Genomic DNA, 20316 nt, shown 5'->3' on the forward strand with positions numbered 1-20316 from the left:
TTTAAAGGGTTTTTTACATGAACCTGATGAATGTGTCCTAAAATAGAACACATTCATCAGATTCTGTTGCCAGGAAAATGCTCTCCTTTTTCGCACAATAAAGCTCTGTTTAATTTTTATCTAATTCTTTAATAATGTTATTTGCTTAAATATCATTATGTTAACTGCAAAACAAATTATCCTTTCTCTAAAACATAAACTCTCACTCTTCAAAATCTTAATTTTTTTTACTGGCATGCTTTTCGCAATGTGAGTGCGCAGATCTAGTAAGAATTAGAAATCAACTCACAATTCATATGGGTCTTTATAATCAAGCAATCCGATCTAATCAGATACTATCCTGAGGAGGGTTTCAGTGGCGACAGCTGATGTAATTATTATCGGTGGTGGAATTAGTGGCGCAACAACAGCGTTAGGGCTAGTCGAAGAAGGCGCCGGTAAAGTACTTGTATTTGACGAACAGCTCACTTCACAGCGGCCATCCAGAGGCAATTTTGGCCTGACTTGGTTTCTATGTAAAGGTTCTAATAATCCTGTTTACGCAAAATGGGCTCGCATGGCAATTCAACAATGGCCTGATTTTGCAAGAAAACTAGAACAAGAAACCGGATACGATCTGGAGTTGGAATGGACCGGTGGAGCTATTCATGCGTTTGGAGAGGAGCAGTATGCTGCTCATGAAAAGTCAATAAAGACACTAAGAGAGGTCTGTGGAAAAAGTGGTCTTGATTATCCAGCGAGAATGCTTTCAAGGCAGGTGTTTGCCGAAATGGTCCCGGATATTGAAGTTGGTGAAGATGTTACAGGGGTCATGTACTCAGCAGAGCAGGGTCATGTCAACCCTCTAAAATTATTAGGCGCTGTCCGCTGTGCCTTCCAAAAAAAAGGCGGAAAATATTATGGTAACCATAGTGTCACATCTATCTTACCGCAAAAGGATGGCACCATATCGGTTAAGACCAGCAAAGGTCTCTATAATTGCGGCAAGTTGGTAATTGCTGCAGGTCATGGTTCACAACGACTCCTAACACCATTGGGACAAAAGCTTCATATATATGCCGAACGCGGTCAGCTCATGGTAAGTGAGCGGTATAAGCGAATATTGAAGATCCCGTTACTTTGTGCTCGTCAAACCACGGACGGAACATTTCTGATTGGATTTTCAACCGAAAATACAGCCCATGATAATAGTGTTACGCTGTCAACCATGAAAAATTTGGCATGCAATGCCGTTCGCATTTTCCCAATATTGAAAAAACTCAACTGGGTCCGTTCATGGGGTGCCCTCAGAATTATGACTCCAGATGGAGCTCCGATTTACAGCAGGATTCCAGAGCATGAGAATATCACAATAATGGCAATGCATAGTGCGGTATCGCTGGCTCCACTGAAAACAAGCGCTATAGCGCCGTGGGTACTTGGAATAAATGAAGCTTCTCAAATAGCACATTTTAGCAATGAGCGATTCAATGTTTAAGCAACAAGAAGATTTGACAAAAGAAAAACTAATAACTGTAGTCCTGGATGGTAAAGAGAAAGCCCTACCTAGTGGGGGAAGTGTCGCTTCAGGTCTACTGGCAATAGGTGAAATCATTTCACGCATTTCACCATCATCTCATAAACCATGCTCCCCACACTGCCTCATGGGAGTTTGCTGCGAATGTTTGATGGAGATAAATGGCGTTCAGCGACAGGCATGTCTCGTGGAAGTTCAAGAAGGTCTGATTATCAATCGACGGCTAAAGGAACAAGAAGGAGAAGGGAATGGGCCGCTATTATGATGTAATAGTCGTTGGTGCCGGACCTGCTGGTCTAACGGCAAGTAGACTTCTTGCAGAAATGGGAATTCGAGTACTGACTCTTGATGAACAACATAGAGTGGGTGGCCAGATTTACCGAAGAGTCCAAACTGCATCCAACTCAACTTTGAGTTCTATGGGAGATGAGTATCGTAGAGGGCTTGAACTTGCGGATCATTTTCACAAAAGTGGTGCTGAGTATGAAAATGGTGCTACCGTCTGGAACGTTGAGAGAGATGGGCGTGTCACTTATTCGCGCAATGGAATTTCACAGGAAATACAAGCTGGCTATATCATAATTGCGACTGGCGCCATGGAGCGCCCCTTCCCTTTGCCGGGTTGGAATTTACCAGGTGTAATGGGTGCAGGTGCCGCAAACAACCTTGCGAAAGAAGCGGGGTTATTGCCTTCAGGCAATGTTGTCCTTGCAGGAAGTGGCCCGATTTTGCTTCTTGAGGCAAGTGTATTGGCTAAAAAGGGTGTTCAGATTGCCGCCATTCTTGAAACTACCAGTAAAATTCCCTCTGGGAAAACACTGCAGCATGTGATTCCGGCCTTACGTCGTACCGACTTTCTCTTCAAGGGCTTGAAAATGCTTCGTGATATAAAAAATTCCGGAATTCCACACTATAAGGGAGTTAGCGAGCTTTCCGCTATTGGAAAAACCAAGGTAGAGGCAGTGGAAGCAGTTGTAAATGGTAAAAAACAAACTTTTCCTGCAGATTTATTCCTTCTCCATTTTGGGGTTATTCCGAACTCACATATTTTCAGACTTATCGGCTGTACTATGAGGTGGAACAGTGAACAGCGCTACTGGTTTCCATCCTGTGATCGCTGGGGAAGAACCAGTTTTGAGAAAATATTTGCAGCAGGTGATGGTGCGGGTGTAAGAGGTGCACTGGCGGCAGAATACCGTGGAAAGATCGCCGCTTTAGAAGTTGCAAGATGTCTCGGATTTATCCCTAAGTACGAGCGAGACACCTTGGCAGAACCTATTTTTGAGGCAATTAATTATGACTCACTGCCTAGACCCTTTATCGATGCAATGTATAGTCCAAAAATTGATGGCAAATTTTTCAAAGATGAAACCACCCTATGTCGCTGTGAGAATGTTAGCGTTGGTGATGTTCGCAAGGCCGTCAAAGAAGGAGTTTGTGAAGTCAACGAAGTAAAAATTGTCACTCGTTGTGGTATGGGACCTTGCCAAGGCCGTATGTGTGGGCCAGCCCTAGCTGAAATTGTAGCAGCAGAATTGGACAGCACTCCTGAGATGGTAGGGTTTTTAAGTATCAGGCCGCCTCTAAAAGCAATTCCATTTAGTGAAATTGCTAAAATGAATCTCAATACCTCATCTCAAGAAGAGGCCGACTTGTTTAAGAACATGAAAAAGTAATAATCGAAACTAGGAGCAACTTATGACTGAAATCAGTAGAAAAGAAACATCCAGTCGCATGAGTAAAATTGTTTGCCACAACAACATCGTATACTTATGTGGACAGGTTGGTGAAGCTAGTCAGGAAACTGTTGTTCTGCAGACAGAAAGTATGCTTGCTAAAGTTGAAGGCTTATTACAACTCGCAGGCAGTGATAAAAAACATATTCTTTCGGCTACGGTATATTTGCGCGATATGAAGGATTTCACTGCCATGAACAGCGTTTGGGACAAATGGGTTCCTGAAGGTTACGCACCTGCGAGAGCATGTGTCGAAGCACGAATTGCACACCCCGATCTCCTTGTCGAGATCTCTGTAATTGCAGCCAAACGACAAGAGTAATTGACGTCAATTCAATGGATGTTGGTGCATAAAAATTTATGAGTTACCGACATATAAAGCAACTAACTGGCATAACATTGAAACCATATCTGGAGAATGGAGTTTGCAATGGAGCGATTCTTTAAATATTCACTGACAATATTGATCAGTATGTTGGCAGCAGGAGAATTTTTTCAGGTCATCATGCGTTACATCTTGGAAATACCTGTCATGGGCCTAGAAGAGATTCTAGTATACCCGACGCTATGGCTCTATTTCCTCGGAAGTGTCAACGCTTCAAGGGAAGATACCCAAATAAAAGCCAATGTCCTTGATGTTTTTATTAATAGCGACAGGGCGAAGCTGATTGTTCGTGTTTTTGCCGATTTGATGGGTGTAATAGTCTCTTTTTGGTTTACCTACTGGTCTTGGGATTACTTTCGTTATGCTCTGAAGGTCTGGAAAGAAAGCCCAACTCTCTATATACCCACCTTTTACGCGGAATGTTCGTTTTTCATAGGTCTTCTATTGATGACTACGTTCGCGCTGATTTACTTAATAAGAAATATTGGAAAATTATTAGAATTCGAGAAAATCGAGAAATTTGAGCAAGTTGAGCAAGGAGCGTAACGATGGACATTGTAACCATTTCACTCATTTCTCTGGGAATACTTGTTGTATTACTCAGCTTCGGCGTACCACTACCATACTGTTTCGGTGGAGCTCTCATGTTTATGTGTAGTTTTGGTGGCGGCACAATGAAAGGGACAATGGCTTGGGGGTTCTCTCAGCTTGCCAATCCAGTGCTTCTCTGTATTCCTCTTTTTGTTTTTGCTGGAGCCATCATGAGCGAAAGTGGCATCGCTAATAGCCTGCTCCGGTTTGTTAATGTCTTTGTAGGCAGATTTCGTGGTGGCTTAGGTGTTGTAGCTACGCTTAGCTGTGCCATCATAGGAGCAATTTCAGGAAGTGGCCTGACTGGTGTCGCTGCCACAGGCCCCCTGCTCATACCTGAGATGGAAGGAAAAGGGTACCCTCGTGGTTATGCTACAGCTCTGGTGGCAAATTCATCTATACTTGGCCTTCTCATACCACCCAGTGTAACTATGATCCTCTATGGCTGGGTCACAGATACCTCTATTCTGGCCTGTTTTCTGGCAACTCTTGGTCCGGGTTTATTGATTACTGCACTCTTTTGTATCGTTAATCTGGTAATAGCTAGAAAGTTCCCATTGATTCTCGATCCACCAAAGACCGTCAAGGAAACGGCAAAAGAAGGAGTTAAGCATACCTCCCGTGCTCTACCAGCGATGATTATGCCTGTAATTATTCTTGGTGGAATTTATGGCGGTATTATGACTCCAACAGAGGCAGCTGCCGTAGCTGTTGTATATGGGATTCCTGTTGGTTTTCTAATTTATAAGGGATTGACAATGGATGCATTTCTCAATGCGGCCAAAAACTCTGCAACAGCAGTAGGCTCAATCATGGTGATGATCATCTTCAGTCTGATGCTCAGCCAGATATTTGTTATGGAAGATGTGCCCCAGGCTTTAGTGGAAGGAATTTTTGCTATAACTACCAATAAAGTATTGCTGCTTATAATTATTAACTTCCTTCTGTTTTTTGTCGGTATGATTGTTAATGATTCAACGTCAATTATTCTCATGGGTCCGCTCCTTCTCCCTTTGATGAATGCAATAGGAATCAGTCCCGTTCAATTTGCCGCCATTATGGGTGTCAATACAGCTATGGGGGGAGTAACCCCTCCCTATGCTTCTATTCTTTACTTTGGCATGCGAATAGGTAATGCAGAATTTCGTGACGTCATAAAACCAGCTATGATTCTTATAGGAGTTGGGTATATTCCTGTGGTTTTTCTAACGTCTTTTTGGCCGAATTTATCTCTCTATTTTCCAAGTCTTTTTGGTTATTAACATCGACTTGTCAAATAGGGCCATTGAGGAAATTGAATCTCTATAAAAGATGGAAATATCAGTTTCTAAACACTCAATCAATTAACACGAGGGGATGTAAAAAATGAAAACACGTCATATGATCAGGTTTGCTATTCTTTGTAGCTTTTTAGTATTGTTGACGGGAGTTGTGCAGGCAAAAACTTTGAAAGTTTCCCATGTACGTCCACAGGACACTGCTATCGATAAAGATCTTCGGTGGTTTGCTGAAAAGCTGGAAGAGATGAGTGGGGGTAATCTAAAAGCCAAAATTTATCCGTCCAGCTCTTTAGGTGACTTTACCGTTGTACAGGAACGAATCAGTTTAGGTGCAATCGATATGGCCTGTCAACCAGCAGCATCAGCAGCCGACAAACGTTTTCAGTTAGCCTATTTCCCCTACATGCTGAAAAATTGGGTACAAGCGAAGAAAAACTATGGAGTGGATGGGCCGTTGCGTAAGGTTGTGGCTGATCTTTATGCTGAACAGAATATCCAGCTACTTGCAGTTTATCCAGTTTATTTTGGAGGGATTGCCTTAAATCGAGAACCGGCTTCACCTGGTGACCCAAATGCAGCCAAAGGAATCAAGCTTCGAGTACCACCTTTGAAAACCTTTCAACTTTTAGCTGATAACACCGGCTACTTGGGAACCCCAATTCCTTTTTCTGATGCCTTCACCGCAGTTCAAACCGGAGTTGTTGACGGTGTAATTGGCTCTGGCGCCGAAGGTTATTATGCTTCTTTTAAAGATGTAACAAAATATTACATCCCTTCAAACACCCATTTTGAAGTATGGTTCCTCATTGTCAACAAGGAATACTTTGATGGTTTGGGAGATGATCTGAAAAAGCAATTCTCAGATACGGCCAGTCAGTTTGAAGATCATCGCTGGACAACCGCGGAAAAAGATCAGGCTGCCAACGAAAAACGACTGGCGGATTATGGAGCAAAAATCGTTCCAATCACCGATGAGCAGATTGCTACAATTGAAGAAAAAATTCATAAAACAGTATGGCCTGCAGTTCTTGAAGATGTTGGCAAGGAATGGGGACAGAGCATACTTGGCAGCATTGTAAAGTAAAATATAGATACCTATCCCCAGCAGATTAATTGCGGGGATAGGTTAAGATATAAAACCACATAAATTAAAATTAATCTCTTCGCATAGTTAATTGATTCTATGCAATTTTATATGCAAAGATCTTCTCGATTTTTGGATCCGTCGTAGTGGTCGTGGACTAGCCACGCGTTCTAGCTTACCAGTTTATTTTTATTGTTGTTTTCGCCTTAAATAGGTGAGGTTTTTGCAACCTTCTTGACTGTAAGAGCCCACTTAAATTACTAAATGAAATGTCTAGTAACATATATGTGGTAAAGGAATAAATTTTCTTTAAAATCGACTCAGTGGATAATCATCTCACTAAATTCTGTAAATATGAAAATGCTAGAAATGAATGTTAGTTGATGGAAATTTACATCAAAACTTTTTATCTGTTTTGCGGCTACAATTTTGGTCTCAATTGTAACCATTTCCACCTTTTTTTTAAAAGAGTCAGTTTAGGGTATGCATTTCGTTGGGAAAAGCACCCTGATAGGCAGTCATACAGCCGTCTAAAATGCATTTGAAATGTACCGCCGGAAAAAGAAGGAGAATTGGCTAGCGATCTCACCACTCTTGAAAGCATTATAAAACCCAAAAACGACCCTGTGTTACTTCTAGATGATGAGAAACGTTTAACCAAGGAACCCTTGTCGATCAAAAGGGCTTACGAACAAAGTCCGGCGGCTGTGCAGCAATGGCTGGATGAAACCTAACCTGATATTAAGAATCCGGCTCAGGCAGAAGGTGCTGAGATTTATTTGGGAGACAAAAGCGGAGTAAGGAATGACTGTCAACACAGTCGAGGCTATGCGCCGAAAGGAAAGACACCTGTTGTCGATATAAATTCCAAGCGCTTTTCCCTATTATCAATCCGGCGGGCTTTTTTATCAGCCACAACACACACTAACTGTCTGATTTTAAATGATTTTAAAGTTACAAATTTAACCTAAATGCCCACCGGATTAATAACATGATCTCAGCAATCAACAATCGTGGTCTTGTTCGTTTCATGATCTACAAGGAGACAATGACGATACGAGTCTTGTTGAACTTCATGAAACGATTGATCAAGGATGCAGATCGTAAGGTGTATTGGATTCTCGACAATCTTCGAGTATACCACGCTAATCTGGTTACAGCCTGGTTGGAAAAACAAAAGCATGAAATTGAGGTGTTTTATCTGCCAGCATACTCACCTGAACTCAATCCTGATGAGTATCTGAATTGCGATGTCAAGGCAGGAATAAAGAAATCCATTCCTGCGCGAGGCGAGAAACTCTTTGAAGGGAAAGTACTTGGCCATATGAAAATGCTGCAGCAGAAACCTACAATGGTTGCAAAATATTGTAAGCATCAGAAGATTGCTTATATCGCATAAACCTATTTGCCCACCGTGTTATTAATCCGGTGGGCAAATACGTCTAATCCGGATGCCGCTTTCGGGTTCGCATCTGACTATCTGGCTGTTTTTACCTCAATCAATTTGACGCCTAACTAAAATATACGAAAAGTTTAAGTCTAAATGCCCGCCGGATTAATAATGTATTTATTGCGAGCCTTTCTAATGTTAAACAAGAAGTAGTTATGGGGGGAGGACACCAATAAGCGTCCTTTTCTTTTCCATCGAAAATGCAGCAACCTAGGAAAAATAAGTGATAAATATACTGATTCTTGCAACTGGGGGTACAATTGTCTGCTCCGACCACGGTCAGGGGCTGCGGCCGCACTACACGGTTGAAGACCTGTTAAAACGCATGCAGCCCGACCTTTTGGAGCGAAACGTGGTGGGCAAGAGTGTCATGAATATAGACAGCTCCAACATGACCCCCGACGCCTGGCTGACCATAGCCCGTCAGATCGTCGAGGCTAGTGAAGACTATGACGGATTTGTCATAACCCACGGAACCGACACCATGGCGTATTCCAGTGCCGCCCTCACCTATCTGCTGCAGGGGGTGGACAAGCCGGTTGTCCTGACGGGAGCCCAGTATTCAATGGCCGACAGCAAGACCGATGCTCTTCAAAATCTGCATGACGCCCTGCTCCTGGCAGGGGAAAATATCTCAGGGGTTTTCATCGTTTTTGATGGAAAGGTAATCAACGGTACCCGTGCAATCAAAACCAAGACCCGCAGCTACGACGCCTTTGAGTCCGTCAACTATCCCCTGGTTGCCTGGATCAAGCACAACAGGATTAAGTACACAGAATCGGTCAGGAGGGTCTTTGCAAAGAATCAGCTATCGGAGGAAAAAAGGTCTAACCTGAAAAATCTAGTCTCCGGTCTGGAGGAAAACATCCTGGTGCTGAAACTGTTTCCCGGCCTGCACCCAAAGATATTCGATTTTATTCGAGATAACTACAAAGGCGTGATCATCGAGAGCTACGGTACGGGTGGCATCTCCACGGAAATACTGGATCTGGCTGGCCGGGTCGATAAACTTGTCGAAGACGGGATTATCGTGGCAATAACAACTCAATGCCTCAAAGAAGGAGTAGATCTGCAGGTCTACGAAGTGGGCCGCAAACTTCCACTTGAAAAAATAATCTACGCCAGAGACATGAATACCGACGCCCTGGTTCCTAAACTGATGTGGGCCATGGGCAAAACAGAGGTGTTTGCGGAGATTAAAAATCTGGTAGAAACCCCGGTGAGAGACGATTTGATCATAGCCGGCAACAACCACGACTGAGCTACATTCTGAAAATGTTCGAGCGATAAAAAAAGGAACAAAATAATGTTCGTTAAAAAAAATATTATAAAACAAGCTGCCAGGACAACGGGAACCAATGAAGAGGATCTCGCCATTTTCCTTGCCGAAAGCAAACAGCGTACCTATGAGCCCAATGAGTGGCTTTTTCATGAATCGACACCTCGGCAGTGAGCTGGAATTGTTCTAGAAGGTGATATAGAGCTGTTGCGAGGGATGCCCGGCTCTTCGCTCCACGTGGGCACCATGGTTACCGGTGCCCTCATCAGTGAAGGAGCCTTTCTCGACGGCAACTCCCACAGCAGTGGTGCTTTTACCAGCAACGGGGCTGTAGTCTGGCAGATTTCCAGCGGGAAAAACGAATCATTCCGAACAAACAAAACCGAACTTTTTTACTGCATCGTCTCCAGGATTGCAGTGGGGATCAATCGCCGATTGCGATTGCTTATTAAGCAGATGTATGACCTAAAAAAAGATGCGGTGGTACTCGGTGGTTTTGTCTCGAACATGACTCTTTCGGCACCCAGGAAATTCCCGACAATGTCTACTCCGGTGTGCAGACCCAGAGTTTAATTTTGAGAAAATAGAATCTTTTGAATTCGCTATGACAATTTTTTTGTTTGAAATTAAGTTGACTATAGCGAAATTGTGATCCTCATCCGTTTTCCGGACCAGTCAAAGTTTGAATTTTCTGATGTTCTTGCCGGAACTCCTGTGGCGTTAAATTTCCTAGCGATGAATGTGGCCTGAATTCATTGTATTCTTTCTGTCAGACCTCTATTTTCTTTTTAGCATTGCTGAGTGAAAGAAACCAGTTGGTATTCTGGCATTCATCGAGAAAACTCCCATTGAACGATTCTATCAACGCGTCACCAGTAGGTTGACCAAGACGACTGTAATCAAGCGCAACGCCTTGTTCATATGCCCATTTGTCCAATTCTTTCGAGATGAATTCAGGGCCGTTGTCGACAAATATACGCTTCGGACAGCGCCCTCCAAAGAGGCGCTGTCGTTCAAGCACAGTCACGACATCCAGACCTTTAATGGATAGATCGGCGAAAATATCCAGACATTCCATAGAATTATCGACTATAGTTAGCGCCCTGATGCGGCGGCCATTGAACAGATTGTCGGAGACGAAATCCATCGAACAGAAGTAGTGAAAATTGCGCGCGGATGGGCGTATTGCACGATGAGCCGCCGCTACGCCACCCGGGCTCGACGCTTCTTACTCAGATGCAATCCTTCTTCACAATAAACCCGATATACACGCTTGTGGTTGACGTGCCACCCTTCACGTCTGAGCAGCGTGTGGATTCTCTGGTAACCATAGCAGATTCGGACTGTAGCTATCTCACAAATGCGCTGTTTCAAGACTCGGTCATTTTTCACAGACTTATATAAGTAGACTGAACGGGACAGGCCAACTAATGAACAACCTCCATTTCCCGACACAGTAGCGAAGATTAAGGACATCAACAAGTTCTCTTTTCTTGAATGGTTTCAGAACTTTTTTGAGAGCACGTGCTGGAGCATCTGTTTATCAAGGCTGAGATCAGCAACAAGCTTTTCTCAGCTGCCGATTTTCTTTCTCAAAATGTTTCAGACGTCTCAGCTCACAGGGGCCGAGCCCGCCATATTTTTTCTTCCAGTTATAAAAGGTAGCCTAGGTGATTCCCATCTTCCGGCATACCTCCTCGACTTTGGTCCCCGTCTCTGCCTGCTTGAGTGCAAAGCAAAGGTGATTTGCTCTTCTGTAAATTTCAATCTTTTCATGGCTCATTACCTCCCTGGGCTTTGGAGCAGTTTGCCTGAAAATCTCAAATTTTGATATGGCCAGCTTTCAGGGAGGATGTCAGTTGTCCTTGTTAACACGTTGAAATGTAATCGATTTCATCTTGTCGCAACTCGAAATGAGCAATGGAGAAAGTTGTGTAATTACTTCCAAGGTCTATTAAAATGTTGTATCATTATTGGACATGTTTTTTTGTGTGTGGCAAGTTTCCTCAGTTTTCAGTTTAATGGTTCTGATATGAAGTATCAAACAGCACGAGATGTAATACCAAGTAGCGAAAGGATGCAGCGGGAAATAATTGCCTCACACAAGCGTTCACAGCAATATGGAATAAACCGTGAAAAACGAGATAAGAACCAAGTTAGATTATCTCCGGCTGAGTTCGATGCTAAGGTGGAAAAAAATAAGGAAATTCTTACGGTTGTTATTCCCAGTATATCTGATTTTTATGAATTACTCTCCCCAGAGGAATTCATGGTTGCTTATGTAAGTGGTGACGGATATATCCTCCATGTTGCTGGTAGTGAAAAGGTAAAGTCAGCGTTTGCAAAAAGGCAAGGCTTACCAGGATATCGCTGGAAAGAAGAAGATGTTGGCGCGACCGCAATAAGTATTTGCCTCAAAAGAAAAATTCCTATTCAACTCAACGCTCAAGACTATTATTGTCGGCAGGCACATGGTTCCTGCAGCTGTGCAGCGCCAGTTTTCGGAAAACAGGACAATCTTGATGGAGTCCTAGTTGTAGTGGGATTAAATAGTGTGTTCCATCCTAACACTCTTGTTATGATTACCATGGCTGCGCGTTCCATTGAAAAGCATATGCGTTTGCTCAGGAGGAACCATGAAAAATTACTCTACACAGGTTTTCTTGATAGCGTAATTGAATCTGCAGAAACTGGTATTCTCACTCTCGATAGAGAAATGCGAATTTTGAAGATAAACAAAAAAGGCAACCAAATTCTAAAACAACGTGGTCTTGATGGAAAACAAAATTCGATAATTGAAAGTTTGAGTCTTAACTTGGAAGACATTCAACTAAACCCAAAAAATTGGAAGGAACGCGAAGTCAGTCTTCAAATAGACAAGCAAGATGTCCATTTGTATTATTCCGCTCGGCCTGTAGTTTCCGAAAAAAATGAATTGCTTGGGGCAGTATTGTTTTTCAATGAATTCAAAGATATTAAAAAACTTGCAAACAAAGTTTCAGGTACAAAAGCAATTTTTACATTTGATCTTTTAGTTGGCAGCTCTAAGTCATTTAGAAAATCAATAGATCTGGCTATTCGTGCTTCACAGTCCTCATCCACAGTACTATTGCTTGGAGAAACAGGCACTGGTAAAGAACTTTTTGCACAAGCAATCCATAATGGTAGTAAGCGCCGAGAACAAGCATTCATACCTATAAACTGTGGCGCAATACCTAGCGAACTTCTGGAGAGTGAACTCTTTGGCTATGTTGGTGGAGCCTTTACTGGTGCCTCGAAAAATGGCAGACCAGGTAAGTTTGAATTAGCAGATGGTGGCACAATTCTTCTGGACGAAATCGGGGATATGCAGCACGACATGCAAGTTAAACTACTTCGTGTCTTGCAGACAGGTGAGGTACAGCGCATTGGTGCCAACAAGGTTAGTAGAATTGATGCTAGAATAATAGCAGCTACACATGTTGATTTGCAAAAGGCAATTAAACACAATCGCTTCCGTACGGATCTATTTTATAGACTAAATATTATCGAAATAACTCTTCCACCACTTCGCGAGAGAGGTCCGGAGGATATCGAAGCTCTTGCTCTGCACTTTATTAAACGTTTTAGTCCTGGAACTTCGCTTTCTTCCGATGCGCTTGAAAAACTGGTAAATTACAGCTGGCCTGGAAATGTACGGGAACTTGAGAATACAATAGAGAGAGGTTTACATCTTTGTGATAGTGGGAAGCTGCAGGCTACCCATATTGACCTCCAGGTTAAATCCACTGTTCCAAACAAAGGAACTTCAGGAACTCTGCGCGAAATGGAACAAGAATTAATTAATACAACAATCAATGCGTGCCATGGAAATATGGCCCAATCAGCCAAGATCTTGGGGGTTTCACGTACAACTCTGTATCGAAAGGTTAAGGAATTTGGGATTGAGACGGTTTAACTGCTAGCATCAATAATATATGTTTACAGATAATTTCAGTTAGAACTGAATAAAATCAATTTCTTGTCAACAAAAACACGAGTCATTTTTTATGCCCGAGATAACACAACATGGAACAAAAAAGGAAAAAATGATTTTTAAGTAATGAAAATATATGTATATCAATATGTTATTCTGTGTACAGAACGGATTCCGGATTTTGACCACTGGTCGTCAACTTCTGTCAATATAGTTGTCGCATTATCCTGATTTTTATTTAATAGAAGGAGCCACAAAAAGGCATACCAAAATTATTTGGTATGCCTTTTTTCTTTACGGGAACTTTTTCATCCCCTTCTTTGAGGTAGAGCCAATAATCTTGGTCGTTCTATCGGAAATATCTATGGATTTGCTGGGATATATCTATAAACAGTATTTGTAATTGTCAGATATTTAAATAATATTCGTTTTTTCTGTTAGAAAAACAATATCCCTGGGACAGTTGCGTTGATTGGCTTCGTTATGTTCGGGAAAACACCATTTACATGATGTCTATTCGCGTCACTCAATGTCCACTCACATCATAATCAGGGCGACCTCCTTACATAAGTCATTTGGAGCAGTACAGGCTTTGCATGACGTGAGCCTGTCAATTAAAAGGGGGGAGGTGGTGGCTCTTATTGGTGATAATGGTGCCGGTAAATCAACCATCAGTAAAATACTCTCAGGGGTGTTACGCCCCGATTCCGGTTCCCTGCAGATAAATGGAGATGAGGTCAACCTCCGGCACTACTCGGTGCATAAGGCACGTTCACTTGGCATAGAGACGGTCTATCAGGATCATTGTCTGGGAGAAAAACAACCGTTATGGCGAAATATCTTTGTCGGTCGCCATATACGGAATGGTCTTGGTTTCATTGATGTCGCCAAAGAGAAAAAAATGACTCTGCACCTGTTGCAACAAAGCCTCGGCTTGCGTGGTGTCGGGGTATCTGCCGATGCCCTGGTCAGTACCCTGTCGGGGGGAGAACGCCAAGGGCTGGCAATTGGCCGGGCAATGCTCTTTAACTCGAATCTTACGATTCTTGATGAGCCGACCACCGCCCTGGCGGTGAAAGAGGTCGGCAGGGTCTTGAAGTTTGTCAGGTCAATCCCAGAGAACGGTAAATCCGCATTGTTTATTTCCCATAACCTGCATCACGTCCATGAAGTTGCCGACCGTTTCCTCTTTGTCGATAGAGGTACAATTGTCCATCAGAGCCTGCAGGAAAAGACAAGTGTCGCCGAGCTCTTTGAAAGACTTGAAGAGTATTCCGCAAACTCTGCAATCAGAGGCGATAAATAACTGTATGAAGACGTTATACCGATACCGCTTCCAGTGCGGCATTCTCTCGCTTTTGGTAGGGCTCCTTGGCCTGTTTATCCACCTCAGCCCGCAGACCTTCCTGCATAGCCGCATCTATATAGCGTTTATGTCCACTATCCCTTTTGCCGCACTTCTGGCGCTGGGGCTCACCTTGCTTATCGTTGCAGGAGAGCTTGATTTGTCTTTTCCGGCGATCATGGCAGTTTCCGGCTTCTGTTTCTCCTCGATCTCGCAGGCTACGGCAAGCCCTGTGCTTGGTCTTTTCGGTGCTTTGGCTACAGGGTCTCTTGCCGGTTTATGTAACGGCTTGATCGTCGTGAAGATTGGAGTTCCCGCCATCATTGCAACAATAGGAACGCAATTTTTCTGGCGGGGCACCGCAACCCTTCTCGCCGATGGTCTTGCCGTTAACTTAACAGAACTGCGGGAGACGGCGTTGCACCATATACTGGTTGGCCGGCTCTTTGACTGCTTACCCATGCAGAGTCTCTGGTGTCTGGTGATTGCTCTGTTTTTTTGGATGATCCTCAACAGGCACATATGGGGAGACGATATTCGCTTTATCGGCGATGACATAACCACCGCGACAATGATGGGAGTGAAGACGGATAATGTCCGCATCGGGCTTTTTATCACGATGGGGCTGATGAGCGCCCTGGCATCGGTCATGGTCTGTCTGGAAATGGCCAGCTGGTGGCCCACCCAGGGCGAAGGGTATCTACTCATTGTCTTTGCTGCGATATTTCTAGGCGGGACGTCGGTTTTTGGTGGGCAGGGAACCATTTTCGGCACGATAACAGGATCGATCATCATAGGAATACTGGAGGCCGGGATCATCAGTGGCGGTCTGTCCGGGTACTGGACACGGCTTGCACATGGCCTGGTGATAGTGGTTTCCGTCTCTGTCTATGCGGTGGCTTTGAAAACTCGACGAACCTGAGAGCCTTCAACTTTTCGATTTATAAAAGGAATGACAAAATAATATGCGATACGCAGGAATAGATATCGGCTCACGCACAATTGAGTTGGTGGTGATTGATGAAGCGGGGCAAATAGTTGGTAGCCGGCAGGCGGATAGCGGTTTCAATCCCATGGTCAGAGCTAAAGAAATGACCCGCGAACTTACCTACGACTCCATTATGGCAACCGGTTATGGGCGCAACCTCTTTGAAATCTCTTTTGATGCACCAACCGTAACTGAAATCAAAGCTCATGCCGTCGGCGCCCGGGTCCTTTTTCCTGGGGGAACCACCGTCCTTGATATTGGTGGTCAGGACAGTAAAGCCATATCGGTTCTCGGCAATGGCAGGGTGAAAAAATTTGAAATGAATGACCGGTGTGCTGCGGGAACCGGGAAGTTTATGGAGATCATGGCGAGGTCTCTCGGGTTTGAGATTGATACCTTTGGAGATGAAGCGCTTCAGTTCAAGAATGAGCTGACTATTTCCAGCATGTGTACCGTTTTTGCCGAATCAGAGGTTACGTCTCTGATCGCTCAGGGCTGCAGTCCGCAAGATATTGCCATGGCTCTGCACAAAAGTGTCATAGGTCGGGTTGTGCAAATGCTCAAACGGGTTTTAGGGGACGGTGATATCGTCTTCACCGGAGGAGTTGCGCTTAACCGGTGTATGCAGCAACTCCTGGCGGATAAACTGGATCGCAAGGTGCTCGTCCCCGATGATCCGCAGCTGGTCGGCGCTCTGGGAGCCGCGTTTCTTGCCAGGGACGCCGGGTAAAGAATGGTTAAGAATAAGGGGTGGCACATCTGATTGGCTGTGTTGAAAAAGTTGTGACCGAAAAGTGTAAGGATATGGAATGAAATCAGCAATTATGAACAATCTGCAACAGATATCGGAACAGAACCTTGTGGATATTGAGCAGGCCAGGGAGAATGGACAAACAGCTGTCGGCTTTTATTGCCTCTACTCACCGATGGAGATCGCTGTTGCCGGGGGAGCCATACCGCTTCCCCTCTGTGGAACGCGCAACGACCCCGTTGCAGCTGCGGAAGAGACGTTACCCCGCAATCTCTGTCCCCTCATAAAAAGCAGCTACGGCTTTGCAGTAAGCGACACCTGCGCCTATTTTCGTGCCTCGGACATCATCATCGGCGACACGACATGTGATGGCAAAAAGAAAATGTTTGAGTTGCTCTCCAGACAGAAAACAACTCATGTGCTGCAGCTACCACAGAACCAGGACGCCGAACTGTCCATGTCGCTCTGGCGCAGTGAGCTGGAACGTTTCAAGAAAATCATTGAAGATGCAACCAAGGTCGCGATTGATGATACCCGTCTCCGTTCCGCCATTTCCCTGATGAACAGAGAACGTCAGGCTCGGAAGACTCTTATGGATGTGAATAAGGCAATACCTGCTCCTCTCAAGGGTACCCAGATGCTGGAGGTACTTTTCAAGGTCGGATTCCTTGCAGATAAAAAAATGGGTATCTCGTTTATGGAAGAGGTTACGGCCAAGGCTCGGGAAGGTGCTTTTCTTCCCGATACGTCAGCGCCCGGCAAAGCAAAACGTATCTTATTGACCGGTGTTCCGGTCGGCCTGGGCAGTGACAAGGTCGTCAAGATCATCGAGCAGCTCGGTGCTGACGTTGTGGCCTTTGAAAACTGTTCAGGATACAAACAGGCCTTTACTGTGGATGAGAGCAAGCCCCCGATGGAGGCACTGGCGGAGCAATACCTTGCCACTCCCTGCTCGGTCATGAGCCCCAACCTCGGACGTTTTGCGCTCTTGGCGGAGATGATCCGAGACTTTCATGTGGATGGTGTTATCGACCTTACCTGGCAGGCATGTCACACCTACAACGTGGAAGCGTTTCTGGTGGATGAATTCGTCCAGGAATCTTCTGGTCTGCCGACACTGCATCTTGAAACCGATTATGCAGAAAGTGACTCCGAACAGTTGAGGGTGCGCATCGAGGCCTATCTTGAAATGCTTTAGGTTGTAATCGGATGACCTCAGAAATAGTGGTATCGAACACTTATTTAAAATGAGAACAGTACGCTACGTATAAACCTTACAATACTATCTGGAGAAGACATGGGAAAGAAATCAGCTAAAATTTTCGCAGTTATGGCAATATGGTTGGTTATGATCACAACGAATGCGCTGGCAGGAGATAAGCTCCCGCAACTCGGTCAGGGTATTACCATCTGGTTTGATACGGGTGGCCCGGTCGGCGGCCCTTATAACACAATCGTACAAAATGGCGCCATGCAGGCCGCAAGTGACTTAGGTGCGGAGGTTAAATATCTTTATTCGGACTGGAATCCGGAAAAAGTTGTAGAGAATTTCAAGAAATCAATGGCCGCATCACCAGATGGTATTGTGTTGATGGGGTTGCCCGGTGATGACCCGCTGGCCCCTTTTATCGATGAAGCTTTCAATAAAGGTATAACCGTAACCTGTGTAGACACAGGTCTTCCTGCGACACTGCAGAAATACAAGTCCAAAGGTTTTGGATTCATCGGTACAGATTACGACCAAATGGGCACCAGCTTGGCAGAAGAGTCTTTAAGACGCGCTGGTCTGAAGAAAGGAGATCGGGCGATGATTTGGGGGCTGAAGCGTCTTGAAGATAGGGGACGGAGAGCACGGGCCATGATCCGGACCCTGAAAGAGGCCGGTATCGTAGTCGACTATATTGAGATCAGCCCGGAAGTCGACAAGGATTCAGCCATGGGAACTCCCATTGTCACCGGCTACCTCTCAAGTCACCCCGACTGCAAGATGATGTTGATAGACCACGGTGCCCTCACCTCCCAAACGGAAAATTTCCTCAGAACTGCAGGCATCAAACCGGATGAGATCTTTGTGGGAGGTTTTTCCCTCTCTCCTGCCACCGCCACAGCCATTGAAAATGGTTATGTCGATCTGGTTTCAGAGATGCAGCCTTATCTGCTCGGGTATTTGTCCGTTGCCCAGATCGTATTTACCCGAAAATACGGATTTACCGGTCTCGAGCTCGATACCGGGGGCGGTTTGGTACATAAAGACAACATTGGCCTGGTCGCGCCGCTGGCAAATAAAGGGATTCGATAGTCGGCGCTATCACGGCCTGTCCAGAGGAAAGATCATGCTTAAACCTCTTGCGCTGAGATTACAACCCGGCCAGGACCTGAAAGTTGAACTCGACACCCTGGTGCAGATCCGCAACATAGAAGCTGCCTGTATCATCACCCGAGCAGGTTTTGACCAGCAGAAAAATTCAAGAGGCGGGTCTCGCCTGGATGCCATATACCAAGAGCGCTGAATTGGCAAGCAAAGTCGGACTTTGGACAAAGGGAAGGTCGTTGCCGTCTACTTTTGCAGCAACTGTTTCCGGTTTTTCACTTCCTAAGCGGTGACGATTGTGGATATACGCCTTGAGAATGTAGTGTTTCGATATAGTGAAGAAGTGACAGCACTGAGCAATATTTCTCTTATTATCCACCAGGGTGAACGTATTGCGTTGATCGGACCCAACGGCTCAGGCAAAACGAGTCTTGCCAAACATCTGAACGGGCTTTTACGACCATCGGGAGGCAGGGGCCGGATCGGCGGCCAGCAAACAGAGAAGTTGAACGTGGCTGCATTGTCACGAAAGGTCGCCTTGTCTTTCCAGAACCCCGATGATCAAATCTCAAAACGCCGGGTATGGGACGAGGTTGCCTTTGGTCCTGAAAATCTGCACTACGCAAAGGATCGAGTCCACAGTCTTGTGGAAAAGTCCCTCTCGCTCTTTGCCCTTGGACCGCTGGCCAGTTCCAACCCCTATGACCTTGGTTACAGTGAACGTAAACGGGTTACACTGGCCTCGATTGTTGCAATGGATACTCCTGTTGTTGTCTTCGACGAACCAACGGCAGGGATGGATGCGAGGGAATTGGGTCTGTTAAAAGCAGTTCTTGATCAGCTCAAGAAAGAGCAGAAGACCGTTATCATAATCAGCCATGACATGGATTTTGTCGCAGAACAGATTGGTCGGGTAGTATGTTTGAACAATGGAAGAATCCTGTTTGATGGCCCCTCCAGTACTGCTTTTCGCAACAAAGACTTGTTGGAATCATGCAGCCTACGCCAACCGCAGATTGCTCGGTTAAGCTCCTTTTTTGAGCTCGATGAACTGGCTTTGACTCCTGAGACGTTTGTGCGGGCTCTTAAGTAGGCAACAAAAAGCAACAACATGAATCAGGGGAATAAATGAGACTCTGCTTCACCTGTTTTATTGTCAATAAGGACTTTGGTAACACCCTTTTAAAAATGGTGTATAAAAATAGAATGAAATAAATGTTTGTGAAATGTAACGGCGAACCTGGATTGCTTAAAATACAAGGGTTGTATCCCAACCAAAAAGAATGACGATGCAACGGAATGTGTCAATGAAAATGAGACACCTTTGTTGGTAATTTAGACTACCTTCTTTGTGTTGATACGAGTAGCATGTTGGCCATAACAGTCAAGGCCAAGCCCTTCGGGTAACTCCGCTGCGCTCCGTTAACCTTGAATGCCATGACCAACATACTGAACCTATGTTTGTTATTGAGAAAACAAAAATTCATTTTGTTTTTTCATTAGTTGCCTGCAATTTCGGAGGATTAATCCAGGCCGCGTTCGGTACGGCTAGCGGCTGTGGGATTTTGCCTTTAAACCGTTGCGGATGCTTTTTGAAAGCCGTTGCCAATACAGCGGCCCGCTGTCGTAATATCTTCTGATCCTC

The 20316-nt window shown here is 44.8% G+C and carries 20 protein-coding genes and 1 pseudogene; 20 read left to right on the forward strand and 1 reads right to left on the reverse strand.

Annotated elements, in window-relative coordinates; genetic code table 11:
• The first annotated feature begins 355 nt into the window (after positions 1 to 355).
• From BLQ17_RS10755 to BLQ17_RS10800, 12 genes are all read left to right on the forward strand, one after another.
• A complete protein-coding gene (locus tag BLQ17_RS10755) occupies positions 356 to 1477 on the forward strand; it encodes an NAD(P)/FAD-dependent oxidoreductase (protein ID WP_176761179.1) in 1122 nt (373 codons plus the stop codon).
• Positions 1470 to 1781, forward strand: a complete 312-nt coding sequence (locus BLQ17_RS10760; RefSeq protein WP_092222670.1) for a 2Fe-2S iron-sulfur cluster-binding protein — start codon at positions 1470 to 1472, stop codon at positions 1779 to 1781. The genes BLQ17_RS10755 and BLQ17_RS10760 overlap by 8 nt, the downstream gene beginning before the upstream one ends.
• Positions 1765 to 3192, forward strand: coding sequence for an NAD(P)/FAD-dependent oxidoreductase (locus BLQ17_RS10765; protein ID WP_092222672.1), 1428 nt, complete (start codon positions 1765 to 1767; stop codon positions 3190 to 3192). Before BLQ17_RS10760 ends, BLQ17_RS10765 begins: the two co-directional genes overlap by 17 nt.
• A gap of 22 nt (positions 3193 to 3214) precedes the next feature.
• Positions 3215 to 3574 (forward strand): RidA family protein, encoded by a 360-nt coding sequence (locus tag BLQ17_RS10770; protein ID WP_092222674.1) that lies wholly within the window; start codon positions 3215 to 3217, stop codon positions 3572 to 3574.
• 108 nt (positions 3575 to 3682) lie between these two features.
• Positions 3683 to 4183 carry a TRAP transporter small permease gene (locus BLQ17_RS10775; RefSeq protein WP_092222676.1) on the forward strand — a complete coding sequence of 167 codons (501 nt, stop codon included), beginning with the start codon at positions 3683 to 3685 and terminating at the stop codon, positions 4181 to 4183.
• Positions 4184 to 4185: 2 nt separating this feature from the next.
• Positions 4186 to 5490: a TRAP transporter large permease gene (locus tag BLQ17_RS10780; RefSeq protein ID WP_218121763.1), complete on the forward strand. Its 1305-nt coding sequence runs from the start codon at positions 4186 to 4188 to the stop codon at positions 5488 to 5490.
• Between the two features lie 103 nt (positions 5491 to 5593).
• Complete coding sequence (gene dctP, locus BLQ17_RS10785; protein WP_092222679.1) at positions 5594 to 6592, forward strand: TRAP transporter substrate-binding protein DctP; 999 nt, start codon at positions 5594 to 5596, stop codon at positions 6590 to 6592.
• Between the two features lie 572 nt (positions 6593 to 7164).
• Positions 7165 to 7326, forward strand: coding sequence for a hypothetical protein (locus BLQ17_RS23695; protein WP_176761180.1), 162 nt, complete (start codon positions 7165 to 7167; stop codon positions 7324 to 7326).
• A gap of 314 nt (positions 7327 to 7640) precedes the next feature.
• Positions 7641 to 7991 carry a transposase gene (locus BLQ17_RS10790; protein ID WP_407919122.1) on the forward strand — a complete coding sequence of 117 codons (351 nt, stop codon included), beginning with the start codon at positions 7641 to 7643 and terminating at the stop codon, positions 7989 to 7991.
• A 274-nt stretch (positions 7992 to 8265) separates the two neighbouring features.
• Complete coding sequence (locus tag BLQ17_RS10795; protein WP_092222681.1) at positions 8266 to 9303, forward strand: asparaginase; 1038 nt, start codon at positions 8266 to 8268, stop codon at positions 9301 to 9303.
• Between the two features lie 45 nt (positions 9304 to 9348).
• Entirely contained in the window at positions 9349 to 9495 is a 147-nt protein-coding gene (locus BLQ17_RS22590) for a hypothetical protein (protein ID WP_176761181.1), read from the forward strand.
• Between the two features lie 42 nt (positions 9496 to 9537).
• A complete protein-coding gene (locus tag BLQ17_RS10800; RefSeq protein WP_092222682.1) occupies positions 9538 to 9894 on the forward strand; it encodes a hypothetical protein in 357 nt (118 codons plus the stop codon).
• Positions 9895 to 9976: 82 nt separating this feature from the next.
• On the opposite strand, the pseudogene BLQ17_RS10805 reads toward BLQ17_RS10800, so the two are convergent.
• Positions 9977 to 11097, reverse strand: a pseudogene (locus BLQ17_RS10805) (IS3 family transposase).
• Positions 11098 to 11314: 217 nt separating this feature from the next.
• On the opposite strand from BLQ17_RS10805, the gene BLQ17_RS10810 reads away from it, so the two are divergent.
• The 8 genes from BLQ17_RS10810 (at position 11315) to BLQ17_RS10840 (ending at position 19764) form a co-directional block, all read left to right on the forward strand.
• On the forward strand, positions 11315 to 13258 hold the full coding sequence (locus tag BLQ17_RS10810; RefSeq protein ID WP_245695100.1) for a sigma-54-dependent Fis family transcriptional regulator: 1944 nt from the start codon (positions 11315 to 11317) through the stop codon (positions 13256 to 13258).
• 619 nt (positions 13259 to 13877) lie between these two features.
• Complete coding sequence (locus BLQ17_RS10815) at positions 13878 to 14582, forward strand: ATP-binding cassette domain-containing protein (protein ID WP_245695108.1); 705 nt, start codon at positions 13878 to 13880, stop codon at positions 14580 to 14582.
• Between the two features lie 4 nt (positions 14583 to 14586).
• On the forward strand, positions 14587 to 15543 hold the full coding sequence (locus BLQ17_RS10820; protein ID WP_092222688.1) for an ABC transporter permease: 957 nt from the start codon (positions 14587 to 14589) through the stop codon (positions 15541 to 15543).
• A 43-nt stretch (positions 15544 to 15586) separates the two neighbouring features.
• Positions 15587 to 16339, forward strand: coding sequence for an acyl-CoA dehydratase activase (locus tag BLQ17_RS10825; RefSeq protein ID WP_092222690.1), 753 nt, complete (start codon positions 15587 to 15589; stop codon positions 16337 to 16339).
• 79 nt (positions 16340 to 16418) lie between these two features.
• Positions 16419 to 17558 carry a double-cubane-cluster-containing anaerobic reductase gene (locus BLQ17_RS10830; RefSeq protein ID WP_092222692.1) on the forward strand — a complete coding sequence of 380 codons (1140 nt, stop codon included), beginning with the start codon at positions 16419 to 16421 and terminating at the stop codon, positions 17556 to 17558.
• 99 nt (positions 17559 to 17657) lie between these two features.
• Positions 17658 to 18659, forward strand: a complete 1002-nt coding sequence (locus BLQ17_RS10835; protein WP_092222694.1) for a sugar ABC transporter substrate-binding protein — start codon at positions 17658 to 17660, stop codon at positions 18657 to 18659.
• A gap of 34 nt (positions 18660 to 18693) precedes the next feature.
• Positions 18694 to 18870 carry a DNA-binding protein gene (locus BLQ17_RS22200; protein ID WP_143005486.1) on the forward strand — a complete coding sequence of 59 codons (177 nt, stop codon included), beginning with the start codon at positions 18694 to 18696 and terminating at the stop codon, positions 18868 to 18870.
• 99 nt (positions 18871 to 18969) lie between these two features.
• Positions 18970 to 19764 carry an energy-coupling factor ABC transporter ATP-binding protein gene (locus BLQ17_RS10840; protein ID WP_176761182.1) on the forward strand — a complete coding sequence of 265 codons (795 nt, stop codon included), beginning with the start codon at positions 18970 to 18972 and terminating at the stop codon, positions 19762 to 19764.
• Positions 19765 to 20316 lie beyond the last annotated feature (552 nt).

Source organism: Desulforhopalus singaporensis (assembly GCF_900104445.1).
GTDB lineage: Bacteria > Desulfobacterota > Desulfobulbia > Desulfobulbales > Desulfocapsaceae > Desulforhopalus_A > Desulforhopalus_A singaporensis.

Excerpts from the sequence above, each read along its gene's own strand:
- BLQ17_RS10825 (WP_092222690.1), top strand. The coding sequence starts at position 15,587 with ATGCGATACGCAGGAATAGATATCGGCTCACGCACAATTGAGTTGGTG.
- BLQ17_RS10760 (WP_092222670.1), top strand. The coding sequence starts at position 1,470 with ATGTTTAAGCAACAAGAAGATTTGACAAAAGAAAAACTAATAACTGTA.
- BLQ17_RS10765 (WP_092222672.1), top strand. The coding sequence starts at position 1,765 with ATGGGCCGCTATTATGATGTAATAGTCGTTGGTGCCGGACCTGCTGGT.
- BLQ17_RS10775 (WP_092222676.1), top strand. The coding sequence starts at position 3,683 with ATGGAGCGATTCTTTAAATATTCACTGACAATATTGATCAGTATGTTG.
- BLQ17_RS10830 (WP_092222692.1), top strand. The coding sequence starts at position 16,419 with ATGAAATCAGCAATTATGAACAATCTGCAACAGATATCGGAACAGAAC.
- BLQ17_RS10800 (WP_092222682.1), top strand. The coding sequence starts at position 9,538 with ATGCCCGGCTCTTCGCTCCACGTGGGCACCATGGTTACCGGTGCCCTC.
- dctP (WP_092222679.1), top strand. The coding sequence starts at position 5,594 with ATGAAAACACGTCATATGATCAGGTTTGCTATTCTTTGTAGCTTTTTA.
- BLQ17_RS22200 (WP_143005486.1), top strand. The coding sequence starts at position 18,694 with ATGCTTAAACCTCTTGCGCTGAGATTACAACCCGGCCAGGACCTGAAA.
- BLQ17_RS10790 (WP_407919122.1), top strand. The coding sequence starts at position 7,641 with ATGACGATACGAGTCTTGTTGAACTTCATGAAACGATTGATCAAGGAT.
- BLQ17_RS22590 (WP_176761181.1), top strand. The coding sequence starts at position 9,349 with ATGTTCGTTAAAAAAAATATTATAAAACAAGCTGCCAGGACAACGGGA.
- BLQ17_RS10835 (WP_092222694.1), top strand. The coding sequence starts at position 17,658 with ATGGGAAAGAAATCAGCTAAAATTTTCGCAGTTATGGCAATATGGTTG.
- BLQ17_RS10780 (WP_218121763.1), top strand. The coding sequence starts at position 4,186 with ATGGACATTGTAACCATTTCACTCATTTCTCTGGGAATACTTGTTGTA.
- BLQ17_RS10770 (WP_092222674.1), top strand. The coding sequence starts at position 3,215 with ATGACTGAAATCAGTAGAAAAGAAACATCCAGTCGCATGAGTAAAATT.
- BLQ17_RS10820 (WP_092222688.1), top strand. The coding sequence starts at position 14,587 with ATGAAGACGTTATACCGATACCGCTTCCAGTGCGGCATTCTCTCGCTT.